The organism is Citricoccus sp. SGAir0253 (assembly GCF_005877055.1).
Classification (GTDB): domain Bacteria; phylum Actinomycetota; class Actinomycetes; order Actinomycetales; family Micrococcaceae; genus Citricoccus.
The window spans coordinates 832,516-844,436 of record NZ_CP039424.1 but is presented as its reverse complement, the minus strand read 5'-3'; the positions used below and the strand labels follow the sequence as shown (position 1 = coordinate 844,436).

Here is an 11,921-nt window from a genome sequence, read left to right as displayed (position 1 = left end):
TCCGGGGTCCCTCCGGGTCGGATCCGGGCTCTCCCGGATACCGGCGCACCCCCGGCGCGGACCACGATGGAGGCATGAACGAGAACCCCGCCTCCGGCTTCTACGCCTGGATCCACTCCCTGCGCACCGTGCGCCCGCCCCAGCGCTGGCTGGGCGGCGTGGTCGCGGGGACGTCCGACCGCCTCGGCCTGGACCGCACGCTGGGCCGGGCCCTGTTCGTGGTCCTGGCCCTGCTGACGGACGGCGTCGCCGTGCTGGCCTACGGGCTGGCGTGGATGGTGCTGCCCGAGCCGGACGGCCGCATCCACGCCCGCGAGGCGGCCCGGGGCCGGTGGACCTCCGGGATGACCGGTGCCCTGGTCCTCGCGGTCCTCGGCCTCGGCTCCCTGCTCACCCCGCCGTACGGCCGCGAGGCCGGGTGGTGGGGCTGGGGCAGCGTCCTCGGCCTGGCGGTGGTCGGGCTGTTCGTGTGGCTCGTCGCCTCCCGCCCGGGCCCCCGCGCGCTGCCCCCCGGGCAGCAGCCCGCCACCGGCCCGGGGACCGACGGCGGCCCGGTCGGCGACCAGCCGGTCTACCTCGCCCCCTCCGACACGGGCTGGTACGCCACGCCCACCCCGGCCGGTCCCCCCGCCGCGCCGGTGCCCCCCGGCTCCCCCCTCCCCCCTGCCCCCGCCGTCCCTCCCGTCCCCGAAGGTCGTGACCCCATGAGCGCCCCCCACGCCCCGTACCCCTCCCCCCATCCCTCCCCACACGCCGGTCCCCACGCCGGGCCGTACCCCACCGCGCCCGCTGCCGCGGCCCCGCCCGTGGACCGCACGCCGCCGTCGCTGACCGGCCCCACCCAGCTGCTGGTGGTCGGGATCGCGGTGCTGGCCGGCGCCGCCGTCGCCGCCCTGCGCTACCTCGGCGTGTTCACCGCCGGCTGGAGCGTCATCTGGGCCGCGAGCCTCGCCACGGCGCTGGGCGTCATGGCGGTCGGCCTCGTGGTCGGTGCCGTCCTCGGGCGCGGCGGCGGCGGGCTGACCGTCGTCACCGCCATCCTGGTGCTGCCCGTCCTGGCCGCCACGGGCGCCGCGTCCCTGCGGGTCGGCGACTGGGACGGCGACTGGGACGGGACCCTGCGCGGCGACGCCCGGACCGGCTACCACCTGAGCTTCGGGACCGGCACGATCGACCTGACGGACGAGCCGGCCCGCACGGCCGCGGACCCGGTGGGCGTGGACCTGTCCTTCTCCACGGCCGAGCTGCGCGTCCCGGACGACGTGGACGTCTACCTCACCGTGGACAATGCCTTCAGCACCGTGGACTACCCGGACCTGCCCGCCGGCGCGTCCACCGCGGACGGCCGCGTCCAGGTCGTCGACGCCCCCGGGACCGAGCGCCTCGACGTCGAGGCCGACCTCGCCTTCTCCACCCTCACCGTCCGCGTGGACGGCGCCCCCGCCCGCACCGACAGCACCACCGGCTCCACCGGAAACCAGGAGTGAACGCCATGAGCACGCACGACCCGCACCGTCCCCACGACGCCGAGGCCGCCGCCCTCGAGGAGGAGATCACCCGCGGCACCCTGCACGACGCCCCGACCGGCACCGGCAGCACGGCCGCCGGCAGCCCGGGCGGGGACGGCACCTCCATCGGCCCCTCCACCGGCACCGCCGCGCCGGCCGGCATCCGCACCGGCACCCTCGCCTGGGGCGTCATCGCCCTGCTGGTGGCGCTGTGGTCCCTGGCCACGACCGTGCTGGACTGGGACATCGACCCCGCGCTCGTCGCGATCACCCTGGCCGCGCTCGGCGGCCTCGCCCTCGTCGCCGGCGGCATCGCCGGCGCCACCCGGAAGGGACACTGACCATGGACACCCTCTACCGCTCCCTGCGCGCCCTGCCCTACCGTCGCGGACCGCGCCGCCTCGTCGGCGGCGTGTGCGGCGGACTGTCCGCGAAGTACGGCTGGGACCTCGCGCTCGTGCGGCTCGCCGTCCTCGTGGCGTTCCTGCTGCCGTTCATCGGCGTCGGCGCCTACCTCGTGGCGTGGGTGCTGCTGCCCTGGCAGGACGGCTCGATCCCGCTGGAGCGTGCCTTCCCGGGTCCCGGCAGCCGATAGCCTTCCGTCAGGACCTGCACCAGCCCAGAAAGGACCACCCTCCATGCGCGTCGGCCTCCTGACCAGCGGCGGGGACTGCCCCGGACTCAACGCCGTCATCCGCTCCGCGGTCCTGCACGGCATCAAGACGTACGACTACGAGCTGGTGGGGATCCGGGACGGCTGGCGCGGCCTCATCGAGGGCGACGTGGAGGACCTGCCCCGCCGGCGCGTCCGCGGCCTGGCCCGCACCGGCGGCACGATCCTCGGCACGTCCCGCACCCATCCCTACCACCACCCGCAGGGCGGCCCGGAGAACATCCTGGCCCAGATGCGCCGGCTCGGGATCGACGCCGTGGTGGCGATCGGCGGCGAGGGCACCCTGGCCGGGGCCAAGCGGCTGTGCGACGACGGCGTCCCGCTCGTGGGGGTGCCCAAGACGATCGACAACGACCTGCGGGCCACCGACTACACCTTCGGCTTCGACACCGCCGTCTCGATCGCCACCGACGCCATGGACCGGCTGCGCACCACGGGCGAGTCCCACCACCGGTGCATGGTCGCCGAGGTGATGGGCCGCCACGTGGGCTGGATCGCCCTGCACTCGGGGATGTCGGCCGGCGCGCACGCCATCCTCATCCCGGAGCAGCGCACCTCCATGGAGCAGGTCGGCGAGTGGGTGCGCCAGGTGCACGAGCGCGGCCGGTCCCCGCTCGTCGTCGTGGCCGAGGGGTTCATCCCCGAGGGCCACGACGACCCGCTGGCCGAGTCCACGGACGAGCACGGCCGGCCGCGGCTGGGCGGGATCGGCGAGTGGGTGACGCAGCAGATCGAGGAGATCACCGGCATCGAGACCCGCAACACCGTGCTCGGGCACATCCAGCGCGGCGGCGCGCCCACCGGCTACGACCGGGTCCTGGCCACGCGCTTCGGCATGGGGGCGATCGACCTCGTGGCCGAGGGCCGGTTCGGCCAGATGGTGGCCCTGGACGGCACGGAGATCGTCCGGGTGGACCTCGCCCACGCCCTCGACGGGCTCAAGGAGGTCCCCCAGCACCGCTACGACGAGGCGAAGGTGCTCTTCGGGCGCTAGCCTTCTGCGCATGCCCGTCAACAGCCACACCCGCCAGATCATCGAGCTGGCGTGGGCCCGCATCCTCGGCCTGCCGGACGGGGCGATCACGGAGGCCACGGCGGCCGGGGGCCGCCGGATCGAGGTGCCCACCGACGACGGCGGCACCGGCGGCGAGGACGAGCACATCGCCACGTTCGTGCGCCTGTACGGGGCCTCGGTGCTCTACGGACCGCGCTGGCTGATCGAGGCCGCGCGGGACGTGGACGACGAGGTGCTGTCCCTGGAGTCCACGCTCATCCGCCTCGGCGCCGGCCAGTCCGCCCGCTCGCTCGGCGAGGCGGTGCTCTACTACGCGGACGACGTCCCCGAGATCGAGCGGTCCGGCTCGGTGGCGGTCTCCTTCGAGGCGGAGGACGCGCGGGCCCTGGAGGCCGCGTGCCCCGCGGACGACGTGGCCGAGGTGGGGCTCTCCGGCCTGGACGCCACCTTCACGCTCGTGCCCGACGACGGCTCCGGCACCAGGACCGGGGAGCCCGTGGCCGGCGCCGGCTACGAGGAGTGGCAGGGCCTGATCGGCCACCTCGGCGTCCTGGTCCGGCCCGACGTGCGCCGGCACGGACTGGGCGCCTATGCCGGGGCCATCGCCATGGAGGAGGCCTTCACGGAGGGGCTCGTGCCCCAGTGGCGGGCGGGCATGGGCCACCGGGCCTCGCAGCACCTGGCCGACGCCCTCGGCTTCGAGCTCGCCGGTTCGCAGACGACGGTCCTGTTCAACCAGTGACGGCGGGCCGGCGGGTGCCGGTGCGGGTCGTCACCGGGCCGCTGGCCGCGTCCGCCTAGCGCGGACCCCCGCGCAGCAGGCCGGTGGGCCGGCCCACGGCCTTGCCGGCCCGGGGCGAGACCACCGTCTCCTGGGCGGCGGCGGTGAGGGTCCAGCCGTCCTCGGCGGTGCCCTCGCGCACCAGCAGTGGCGCCTGCGGGTCGGTGGCGCGCTTGAGCACGGCCAGGGCGATCGGCCCCATCTCGTGGTGCAGGGCCGCCGAGGTCAGGGTGCCCACGGGCCGGGCCGTGCCGGCCTCCGCCTCGGTCTCCGGGCGCACGACGACGTCGGAGCCCGGGGCCGGCAGCACGTGGCCGGAGCCGTCGAGCTGCAGGAAGGCCAGCCGCCGCGGCGGGTGTCCGAGGTTGTGCACGCGGGCGATCGTCTCCTGGCCCTTGTAGCAGCCCTTGGCCAGGTGCACGGCGGTGCGCACGAGGTCCACCTCGTGCGGGATCGTGCGGTCGTCGGTGTCCACGCCGTGGCGGGGCCGCAGGGCCGCGATGCGCAGCGCCTCGGCCGCGAGGACGCCGGCCAGGCCCCAGCCGGCGGGCAGGGCGCCGGGCAGGCCGGGCAGCTCCGCGGCCGGGACGAGGTACTCGGACCAGGACCAGTCCGCGGCGGGGTGGTGCGCCGGGTCCGGGTCCTCGGTGTAGGGGAACCCGCCCTCGCCGATCGCCGGCCAGGGGTCGCGCCAGCGGACCACGTCGCCGCGCCCGTCCCAGCCCGGGACGTCGGCGGTGGCGCCGAGGACGGCGACCTCTCCGGTGCGGTCGGCGACCTCCACGCGGGAGGCGAACCGCATCCGCTCCAGCCAGTCCGCCAGCGCGGCGCCCTCCCCCGGCTCCACGGTCAGCCACGTGGTGGCGCCGTCGTCCACGAGGTGGCAGTCGAACTCGATGCGGCCCTGCACGTCCAGGAACAGGGTCTCGGTCGAGGTGCCGGGGGCGAGCCGGTCCAGCCGCTGGCTCGTCAGCACGTGCAGCCACGTCAGGCGGTCGGGCCCGGTCACGGTGACGACGCCCCGGTGGGACAGGTCCACCACGGCGGTGCCGGCGGCCAGGGCGCGCTGCTCGGCCACCGGCTGCCCGTAGTGGGCGGCCACGGCGGCGTCCGGGCCGCTGCCGGCGACCGCCCCGTGGACGGCGTGCGGACCGGACAGCAGGGGGGAGGTCATGGGTTCCTTCGCGGGACGCCCGGGGCCAGCCGCCCCTGGCTCGGATCGGGCATGCGGTCGAGGATCGCCGAGGCGTGCGGCTGCTCCTCGCCACCGGCCGTCGCGTCCCAGCGCCAGAACAGCTGGCCGTTGACGAGGCCGAGGATGCGCGTGCCGCCCTCGTAGGGCCCGGCGGCGGAGCCGCGCAGCACCGAGTCGGTGCGCAGCTGCACCTGGGGGCCCTTGATGACCCCGTAGTACAGCTCGGTCAGCGAGCCGGGATGGGTGATCTGGGCCGTGATGGGGAAGCTGTCGTCCTGCCGCCGGTACTGCTCCACGTCCGCCGCGGAGCGCAGGGCCGGGACCACGTCCGCCGGGGACATGCCCGGCCCGGGGTCGCCGTCGCGCCGCTCGCGGTCCAGCGCCCAGAAGCCGGTCTCCACCGTGAGCGGGCGCAGGAGCGTGCCGTCCTCCTCGCACAGCCAGGACTCGGCGCGGTACTCCAGGAACGGCAGCTCGTGGTCGGTGAAGTCGACGCGCTGGTAGAAGACCTCGCTGCCCTCCTCGCCGGCCCCGAGGCGGCCCTGGCCCTCCCAGGCGCCGATGAGCCAGGACAGCGGAGCGAGCTCCGGGGTCAGGTCGAAGGGCAGCTCAGTGGGCACGGCGGCAGGTCAGCGCTGGCCCTTGTACAGGCCGGAGACGACGAGGACGGCGAAGGCCGCCATGGCCAGGCCCGCGAGGACGAGCAGGACGGTGAAGAAGACCTCAAGTGCAAGAATCGACATACGGGCATCCTACTCCAGCCGGGTGCCCTCGGCGTCGTGGCCGGCAACGTGACGACCATGACGGACCCGCTCCAGCCAGTCGGCCACGAACTCGTCGGCCGGGTAGGTGTCGAGGTCCTGCTGCATGGCCTGCAGCACCTGGTCCCCCGAGACGGCGTCCGGGACGTCGATGCGCAGCACCTCCTCGTGGTCGGCGCGCCGGCGCACCACCACGGAGGCCCCCACCACGCCGGCGCCGTAGCCGCCGAGCACCTGGGTGAGCACGCCGCCCACGAAGCGGAAGGCGCGCTCGACCGGGTCGTCACCGCCCTCCTCGAGGTCCACGGTGTACAGCTCCCGGGCCATGGGCGTCTCGGTCATGACTCCTCCTCCCGCCGGTCAGGCCGGCACGATCCTGAACACAAAGTACGCGAGGACCCCGGCCACGGCCACCGGGGCCACCCCGAGCGCGACGGCGGCTCGGTTGCCGACGGGCCGGCCCCGGCCCCGGTCCGGGGCGGTGCGGCCGGTGAGCACCACGAGCAGCCCCGCGAGCAGCCCCGAGACCACGGCGTGGGACGGCGCCAGCCCGGGCAGCACCGCGGCCAGGCCCAGGGGCGCGAGCCCGGCCAGTCCCAGCGCGACCGGTGCGGCGGCCGGCCGCGGCAGCCGGACCAGGCCGGCCAGGGCCGCGAGCGCGAGGGACAGGGCCACGGAGAGGATGAGCGGTCCGGCGTCCAGGCGGGCCAGCACGGTCCAGCCGGCGGCGGCGCCGACCGTGGCGACGCCGGTGACGGTCCCCGCGGTGGACTCCAGCCGGTGCGGCCGCCCGGAGCCGCGGACGAGCTGGACCATGAAGGCGGCCACGGTGCCCAGCGCCAGGCAGATGGCCACGGGCTCGAGCAGGGAGCCGCCGAAGGCGCGGGCGGCGCCGCCGGTCTCCGGGTCCGGCCACGTGGCCACGCCCGCCGTGGCGAGGAGCCCGGTGGCCAGCAGCACGGTGGTGAGCGACCGGCGCGCAGGGGCGCCGAGCATCTGCGGCCAGCCGAGGGCCACGGCGGTCACCAGCGCGGCCCCGGCCGCCGCGGCGGCCACGGCGCCGAGGGCCCCGGCGGCCGCGGCCAGGGCGGCGAGCACGGCCGTGGCGGCCAGCAGGGGATGCTTCACGTCCCCCATCTTGCCATCGCCTCCGGTCGGCGCCGCGCCTCCCTATACTGGCTCCCGACCCCTTACGAGACGTCGAGGAGGCCCGATGGCCCGGTTGCTGCTGTTGACGGGCACCCCGGCGCCGGTCCTGGAGGCGCTGGCCTTCCTGGACCACCGGGTCTCCACCGCCCCGCCGCGGGCCGAGTCGCTGCTGCGCCATCCCGAGGCCGAGATCGTGCTGGTGGACGCCCGGCGGGAGCTCTCCGCCGCGCGCGGGCTGTGCCAGGTGATCCGCGCGGCCAGCCCCGCCCTGCCCGTGCTGCCGGTCCTGACCGAGGGCGGCCTCGTCGCCCTGTCGCCCGAGTGGGGGGCCACGGACTTCCTGCTGGAGGCGGCCGGCCCCGCCGAGGTCTCGGCCCGCCTGCGCCTGGCCGTGGCCCATGCCGCCGCCGCGGCGGGAGGGCCGGCCGAGCCCGAGGGCGAGGCCCCCATCCGCGCCTCGGGGGTGAGCGTGGACGCCGCGAGCTACACCGCGAAGGTGCACGGCGTGCCGCTGAACCTGACCTTCAAGGAGTTCGAGCTGCTCAAGCACCTCGTGCAGCACCCCGGACGGGTCTTCACGCGCGAGCAGCTGCTGCACGAGGTGTGGGGCTACGACTACTTCGGCGGCACCCGGACCGTGGACGTGCACGTGCGCCGCCTGCGCGCCAAGCTGGGCCCGGACCAGGAGCAGCTGATCGGGACCGTGCGCAACGTCGGTTACCGGTTCGTGCCCCGCGAGACCGAGTCCGGGGAGGTCCCCGCGGGCTAGGGTGGTGCCATGGAGAGCCCGCACCCTTCCGCCCCCGCCCCCGACACCCCCGAGGCCCCGGAGCTGACCGTCACCACGGGCCGGCTGGAGCCCGGCCTGCTGCGCGACCTGCGGGCCCTGGCCGAGGCCGCGGAGGCGGCCGACGGCAACCCCCCGTTCTCCGACCAGACGTGGGTGGAGCTGCGCGCCGCCGAGGATCCCGAGCGGGTCCGCACCGTCACCGCATGGCTGGACCACGCCCCCGGCCGGGAGGGGGAACTGGCCGGGGCCGCCGTCGCGGTCCTGCCGGAGCCCGGGGCCGGCCCCGGGGCCCCCGGGGTGCTGGAGCTCGTGGTGCACCCGAACTGCCGCTGCCAGGGCGTGGCGACCGCGATGGCCCGCGAGCTGTCCGCCCAGCCCGCCCCCGCGCCGCTGCAGGCGTGGGCCCACGGCAGCCACGCCGCCGCCGCCCGGCTCGCCGAGCAGTTCGGCTACGCCCCCGTCCGCGAGCTGCTGCGCCTGCGGCTCACCCACCACTCCCCCGAGGACCCCGTGTGGCGCGAGGACGTGCCGGCGGGCGTGACGATCCGGGCGTTCGTCCCCGGCCGGGACGACGCCGCGTGGCTCGCCGCCAACGCCGCGGCCTTCGCGCACCACCCCGAGCAGGGCTCCCTGGACCAGGCCGACCTGGACGCGCGCAAGGCCGAGCCGTGGTTCGACCCCGCGGGCTTCCTGCTCGCGGTGGACGGGGCCGGGGAGCTGCTGGGGTTCCACTGGACGAAGGTCCACCCCGGGGTGGACGGCCACGCGCCGCTGGGCGAGGTCTACGTCATCGGCATCGTGCCCTCCGCGCAGGGCCGCGGCCTCGGCCGCGTGCTGACCGTGGCCGGCATCCGGCACCTGCAGCGCCGCGGCGTGGACGCCGTGATGCTGTACGTGGACGCGGACAACACCGCCGCCGTCGAGCTGTACCGGAAGCTCGGCTTCACCCGCTGGGACACCGACGTGATGTACGCCCCCTCGCGATGAGGCCACTCCCCGGCCACCTGCCGTTCACCTGCCGGTAGGATGGGGTGAATGCCGAGCACCGCCGCACGCTCCACCTCCGCCTTCCACGACTCCGGGCCCACCGCCGAGGTGCTGGCCGCCGGGGTGGTCCCCTGGCGGCTGAACGGCAAGGGCCTCGAGGTCCTGCTCATCCACCGCCCGGACTACGACGACTGGTCGTGGCCCAAGGGCAAGCTCGACGACGGCGAGACCCTCCCCGAGTGCGCCGTGCGCGAGGTGCGCGAGGAGATCGGCCTGGACGTGGAGCTGGGGCTGCCGCTGCCCTCCACCCGCTACACGGTCGGGACCCGCTCGAAGGAGGTCTGGTACTGGGCCGCCGAGGCCTCGCGCCAGTCCCCCGCCGCGGACGGCACGGAGGTGGACCGCTGCGCGTGGCTGCCGGCCGGCGAGGCGCTCACCACCCTGACCAACGCCTCGGACACGGTGCCCCTCGAGGCGCTCATCGCCGCCCACCGGGACCGCCTGCTGCGCACCGTCCCGTTCATCGTGCTGCGCCACGCCAAGGCCCGGCCCCGCTCCTCGTGGTCCCGCGCCGAGGGCGAGCGCCCGCTCGCGGCCACGGGGCAGCGCCAGGCCCTCGCCGTGCGCCGGCTGCTGGGCGCGTGGGACCCGCGCAGGGTGGTCACCTCGCCGTGGCGGCGCTGCGTGGAGACCGTCACCCCGTTCGTCAAGGACACCGGGCGCGGCCTGCGGGAGAACGGCGCCTTCACCGAGAAGGCGGTGCGGAACAGGCCCAAGCGCTCCCGCAAGGAGGCCGCGGCCCTGCTGGCCAAGGTCCGCTCCACCGTGCTGTGCACGCACCGGCCCGTGCTGCCGGAGGTGCTCACCGCGCTCGCCGACCGGGTCCGCGAGGGGGACCGGGACGCGGTGCTCGCGGCCCTGCCGCGCAAGGACCCCTACCTGAAGGCGGGGGCGGTGGTGGTGGCCCAGCAGGCGGTGGACGACGGCGGGCGGATCGTCTCGATCGAGGTCTACGACGTCTGGGACGACTGACGTAGGGTCGTCCCATGACCACGGGCACCTCGCGAGACCTCCCCAAGATCGTCCACGACGACCTGCGCGTCGTGCGGGACCCGGACCGCGGCCGGATCGAGCTGTGGCAGCGCGACCGGTTCATCGGCTTCCTCGGCTACGCCGAGGCGGAGACCGCGGACGGCGAGCAGTCCGTGGTGGTGCTCCAGCACACCATCATCGACGAGGCGTACGGCCGCCGCGGCTACGCCCGGGCCCTCGTGACGATGGTCCTGGAGCGGCTGCGGGCGGAGGGCTTCCTCATCGTCCCGGAGTGCACCTACGTGCAGGACTACCTCACGCGCTACCCGGAGTACGCCCCCCTCGTCTACGAGGGCCCGCTGCGCGAGGAGCCGTAGGGCGGTAGGACCGGCAGGGGGCGCCGAAGACGGGACCCCGGGACCGGACCCGTAGACTGGACGGGTGAACATCCCCACCCCCTACGAGGACCTGCTGGCCGACGTGCTGGCGCACGGTGCCGTCAAGGAGGACCGCACCGGGACGGGCACGCTGAGCGTGTTCGGCCGCCAGCTGCGCTACGACCTGTCCGGGTCCTTCCCGCTCATCACCACCAAGCGGGTGCACTTCCGGTCCGTGGCCCTGGAGCTGCTGTGGTTCCTGCGCGGCGACTCGAACGTGCGCTGGCTCCAGGAGCGCGGCGTGGGCATCTGGGACGAGTGGGCGGACGCCGACGGCGAGCTCGGCCCCGTCTACGGCGTGCAGTGGCGCTCCTGGCCGGCCCCGGACGGCGGGCACATCGACCAGGTGGCCCGGGTGGTGGAGTCGCTGCGGACGCAGCCGGACTCCCGCCGGCACGTCGTGACCGCCTGGAACCCGGCCGAGGTGGAGAAGATGGCGCTGCCCCCGTGCCACGCGCTGTTCCAGTTCTACGTGGCGGACGGCCGGCTGTCCTGCCAGCTCTACCAGCGCTCGGCCGACCTGTTCCTCGGCGTGCCCTTCAACATCGCCTCCTACGCCCTGCTCACGGTCATGATGGCCCAGCAGGTGGACCTGGAGCCGGGCGAGTTCGTCTGGACCGGCGGGGACTGCCACGTCTACGCCAACCACGTGGACCAGGTGCGCGAGCAGCTCTCCCGCGCGCCCTACCCGTACCCGCGGCTGCGCCTGCGGCGCCGGCCGCAGGACCTCTTCGGCTACGAGTACGAGGACTTCGAGCTGGTCGACTACCAGCACCACCCGACGATCAAGGCCCCCATTGCCGTCTGACGAACGCCCCGCACAGCACCCCGACCAGCACTCCGGCCCCACCCCGTCCCGCATCGGCATGGTCTGGGCCCAGACCCCCGACCGGGTCATCGGCGCCGACGGCGCCCTGCCCTGGCACGTGCCCGAGGACCTGGCCCACTTCCGCGAACTCACCCACGGCCACCCCGTGATCATGGGCCGGCGCACGTGGGAGTCCTTCCCGGAGAAGTACCGCCCGCTGCCCGGCCGGACCAACATCGTCGTCTCCCGGCGCGCCTCCACCGCCGAGGCGCTGCGCGGGACCGGGGCCGTCGTCGTCCCCGGGTTCCAGGAGGCCCTCGAGGCCGCGCACGAGGCCGACGGGCTCGACCTGGTCTGGGTCATCGGCGGGGCCACGCTCTTCGAGCAGGCCCTGGACGTGGCCACCCTGGCGGAGCTGACGGTGATCGAGACGGACGTGGAGGGCGACACCGTGGCCCCCGCCCTGGACGGCCGGTGGACCCGGACCGCCGTGGATCCCGGCACCGGCACCCACCTCTCCCGCACCGGGCTGCGCTACCGCTACGAACGATGGGAACGACCGTGACCCTGGACAAGACCACCCTGGCGTTCATCGCCTTCGTCGCCTGCCCCGTGCTGGGGCTCGTGAGCGCCGTCATGGGCCTCGTGATGATCCTCACGGGGGACGTGGCCATGGGCGTGGTCTTCCTCGTCGTGGTGGCCCAGGTGTTCGTCCTGGGCGGCCTGTGGGCCACGAGGAAGCGCAGATCACTGCTGCAGGACCGGACGGGCCAGTAGACTGGCGG

Annotated in this window: 16 protein-coding genes; 12 read left to right on the top strand and 4 right to left on the bottom strand. The window is 75.4% G+C overall.

The window, feature by feature from the left end; all coding sequences use genetic code 11:
* Positions 1–74 precede the first annotated feature (74 nt).
* From E7744_RS16465 to E7744_RS03830, 5 genes are read left to right on the top strand one after another with little or no spacing between them, the layout of a single operon-like run.
* A complete protein-coding gene (locus E7744_RS16465) occupies positions 75–1,487 on the top strand; it encodes a PspC domain-containing protein (RefSeq protein ID WP_138424638.1) in 1,413 nt (470 codons plus the stop codon).
* A 5-nt stretch (positions 1,488–1,492) separates the two neighbouring features.
* Positions 1,493–1,849, top strand: a complete 357-nt coding sequence (locus E7744_RS03845) for a hypothetical protein (protein ID WP_137772985.1) — start codon at positions 1,493–1,495, stop codon at positions 1,847–1,849.
* 2 nt (positions 1,850–1,851) lie between these two features.
* Positions 1,852–2,103 carry a PspC domain-containing protein gene (locus tag E7744_RS03840; RefSeq protein WP_137772984.1) on the top strand — a complete coding sequence of 84 codons (252 nt, stop codon included), beginning with the start codon at positions 1,852–1,854 and terminating at the stop codon, positions 2,101–2,103.
* A gap of 43 nt (positions 2,104–2,146) precedes the next feature.
* A complete protein-coding gene (locus E7744_RS03835; protein ID WP_137772983.1) occupies positions 2,147–3,175 on the top strand; it encodes a 6-phosphofructokinase in 1,029 nt (342 codons plus the stop codon).
* Between the two features lie 10 nt (positions 3,176–3,185).
* Complete coding sequence (locus tag E7744_RS03830; protein ID WP_137772982.1) at positions 3,186–3,938, top strand: GNAT family N-acetyltransferase; 753 nt, start codon at positions 3,186–3,188, stop codon at positions 3,936–3,938.
* A gap of 55 nt (positions 3,939–3,993) precedes the next feature.
* On the opposite strand, the gene E7744_RS03825 is transcribed toward E7744_RS03830, so the two are convergent.
* The 4 genes from E7744_RS03825 to E7744_RS03810 all read right to left on the bottom strand — a co-directional run bounded on the left by E7744_RS03825 (position 3,994) and on the right by E7744_RS03810 (position 7,061).
* Positions 3,994–5,151, bottom strand: a complete 1,158-nt coding sequence (locus E7744_RS03825; RefSeq protein WP_137772981.1) for a folate-binding protein YgfZ — start codon at positions 5,149–5,151, stop codon at positions 3,994–3,996.
* A complete protein-coding gene (locus E7744_RS03820; RefSeq protein ID WP_137772980.1) occupies positions 5,148–5,792 on the bottom strand; it encodes an FABP family protein in 645 nt (214 codons plus the stop codon). Before E7744_RS03820 ends, E7744_RS03825 begins: the two co-directional genes overlap by 4 nt.
* Positions 5,793–5,924: 132 nt before the next feature.
* Positions 5,925–6,275 carry a hypothetical protein gene (locus E7744_RS03815; protein WP_137772979.1) on the bottom strand — a complete coding sequence of 117 codons (351 nt, stop codon included), beginning with the start codon at positions 6,273–6,275 and terminating at the stop codon, positions 5,925–5,927.
* A gap of 18 nt (positions 6,276–6,293) precedes the next feature.
* Positions 6,294–7,061: a hypothetical protein gene (locus tag E7744_RS03810; RefSeq protein ID WP_137772978.1), complete on the bottom strand. Its 768-nt coding sequence runs from the start codon at positions 7,059–7,061 to the stop codon at positions 6,294–6,296.
* An 85-nt stretch (positions 7,062–7,146) separates the two neighbouring features.
* Here E7744_RS03810 and E7744_RS03805 point away from each other — a divergent pair, with 85 nt between their 5' ends.
* The 7 genes from E7744_RS03805 to E7744_RS03775 all read left to right on the top strand — a co-directional run bounded on the left by E7744_RS03805 (position 7,147) and on the right by E7744_RS03775 (position 11,913).
* Positions 7,147–7,851 (top strand): response regulator transcription factor, encoded by a 705-nt coding sequence (locus E7744_RS03805; protein WP_138424637.1) that lies wholly within the window; start codon positions 7,147–7,149, stop codon positions 7,849–7,851.
* Between the two features lie 9 nt (positions 7,852–7,860).
* Positions 7,861–8,859 (top strand): mycothiol synthase, encoded by a 999-nt coding sequence (mshD, locus tag E7744_RS03800; protein ID WP_137772976.1) that lies wholly within the window; start codon positions 7,861–7,863, stop codon positions 8,857–8,859.
* Between the two features lie 48 nt (positions 8,860–8,907).
* Positions 8,908–9,891: an NUDIX hydrolase gene (locus E7744_RS03795; protein ID WP_137772975.1), complete on the top strand. Its 984-nt coding sequence runs from the start codon at positions 8,908–8,910 to the stop codon at positions 9,889–9,891.
* Positions 9,892–9,905: 14 nt separating this feature from the next.
* A complete protein-coding gene (locus E7744_RS03790; protein WP_137772974.1) occupies positions 9,906–10,268 on the top strand; it encodes a GNAT family N-acetyltransferase in 363 nt (120 codons plus the stop codon).
* Positions 10,269–10,332: 64 nt separating this feature from the next.
* The gene (locus tag E7744_RS03785) at positions 10,333–11,136 is read left to right on the top strand and encodes a thymidylate synthase (protein WP_137772973.1); all 804 of its coding nucleotides are present in this window, start codon (positions 10,333–10,335) and stop codon (positions 11,134–11,136) included.
* Complete coding sequence (locus tag E7744_RS03780; RefSeq protein WP_246858535.1) at positions 11,126–11,701, top strand: dihydrofolate reductase; 576 nt, start codon at positions 11,126–11,128, stop codon at positions 11,699–11,701. Before E7744_RS03785 ends, E7744_RS03780 begins: the two co-directional genes overlap by 11 nt.
* Positions 11,698–11,913, top strand: coding sequence for an NF038396 family protein (locus E7744_RS03775; protein WP_246858534.1), 216 nt, complete (start codon positions 11,698–11,700; stop codon positions 11,911–11,913). Before E7744_RS03780 ends, E7744_RS03775 begins: the two co-directional genes overlap by 4 nt.
* The last annotated feature ends 8 nt before the right edge of the window (positions 11,914–11,921 follow it).

Bases quoted from the DNA above. Each gene is read 5' to 3' on its own strand.
- E7744_RS03805 (WP_138424637.1), top strand. From the start codon at position 7,147: ATGGCCCGGTTGCTGCTGTTGACGGGCACCCCGGCGCCGGTCCTGGAG.
- E7744_RS16465 (WP_138424638.1), top strand. From the start codon at position 75: ATGAACGAGAACCCCGCCTCCGGCTTCTACGCCTGGATCCACTCCCTG.
- E7744_RS03845 (WP_137772985.1), top strand. From the start codon at position 1,493: ATGAGCACGCACGACCCGCACCGTCCCCACGACGCCGAGGCCGCCGCC.
- E7744_RS03795 (WP_137772975.1), top strand. From the start codon at position 8,908: ATGCCGAGCACCGCCGCACGCTCCACCTCCGCCTTCCACGACTCCGGG.
- E7744_RS03835 (WP_137772983.1), top strand. From the start codon at position 2,147: ATGCGCGTCGGCCTCCTGACCAGCGGCGGGGACTGCCCCGGACTCAAC.
- E7744_RS03830 (WP_137772982.1), top strand. From the start codon at position 3,186: ATGCCCGTCAACAGCCACACCCGCCAGATCATCGAGCTGGCGTGGGCC.
- E7744_RS03825 (WP_137772981.1), bottom strand. From the start codon at position 5,151: ATGACCTCCCCCCTGCTGTCCGGTCCGCACGCCGTCCACGGGGCGGTC.
- E7744_RS03790 (WP_137772974.1), top strand. From the start codon at position 9,906: ATGACCACGGGCACCTCGCGAGACCTCCCCAAGATCGTCCACGACGAC.
- mshD (WP_137772976.1), top strand. From the start codon at position 7,861: ATGGAGAGCCCGCACCCTTCCGCCCCCGCCCCCGACACCCCCGAGGCC.
- E7744_RS03840 (WP_137772984.1), top strand. From the start codon at position 1,852: ATGGACACCCTCTACCGCTCCCTGCGCGCCCTGCCCTACCGTCGCGGA.
- E7744_RS03815 (WP_137772979.1), bottom strand. From the start codon at position 6,275: ATGACCGAGACGCCCATGGCCCGGGAGCTGTACACCGTGGACCTCGAG.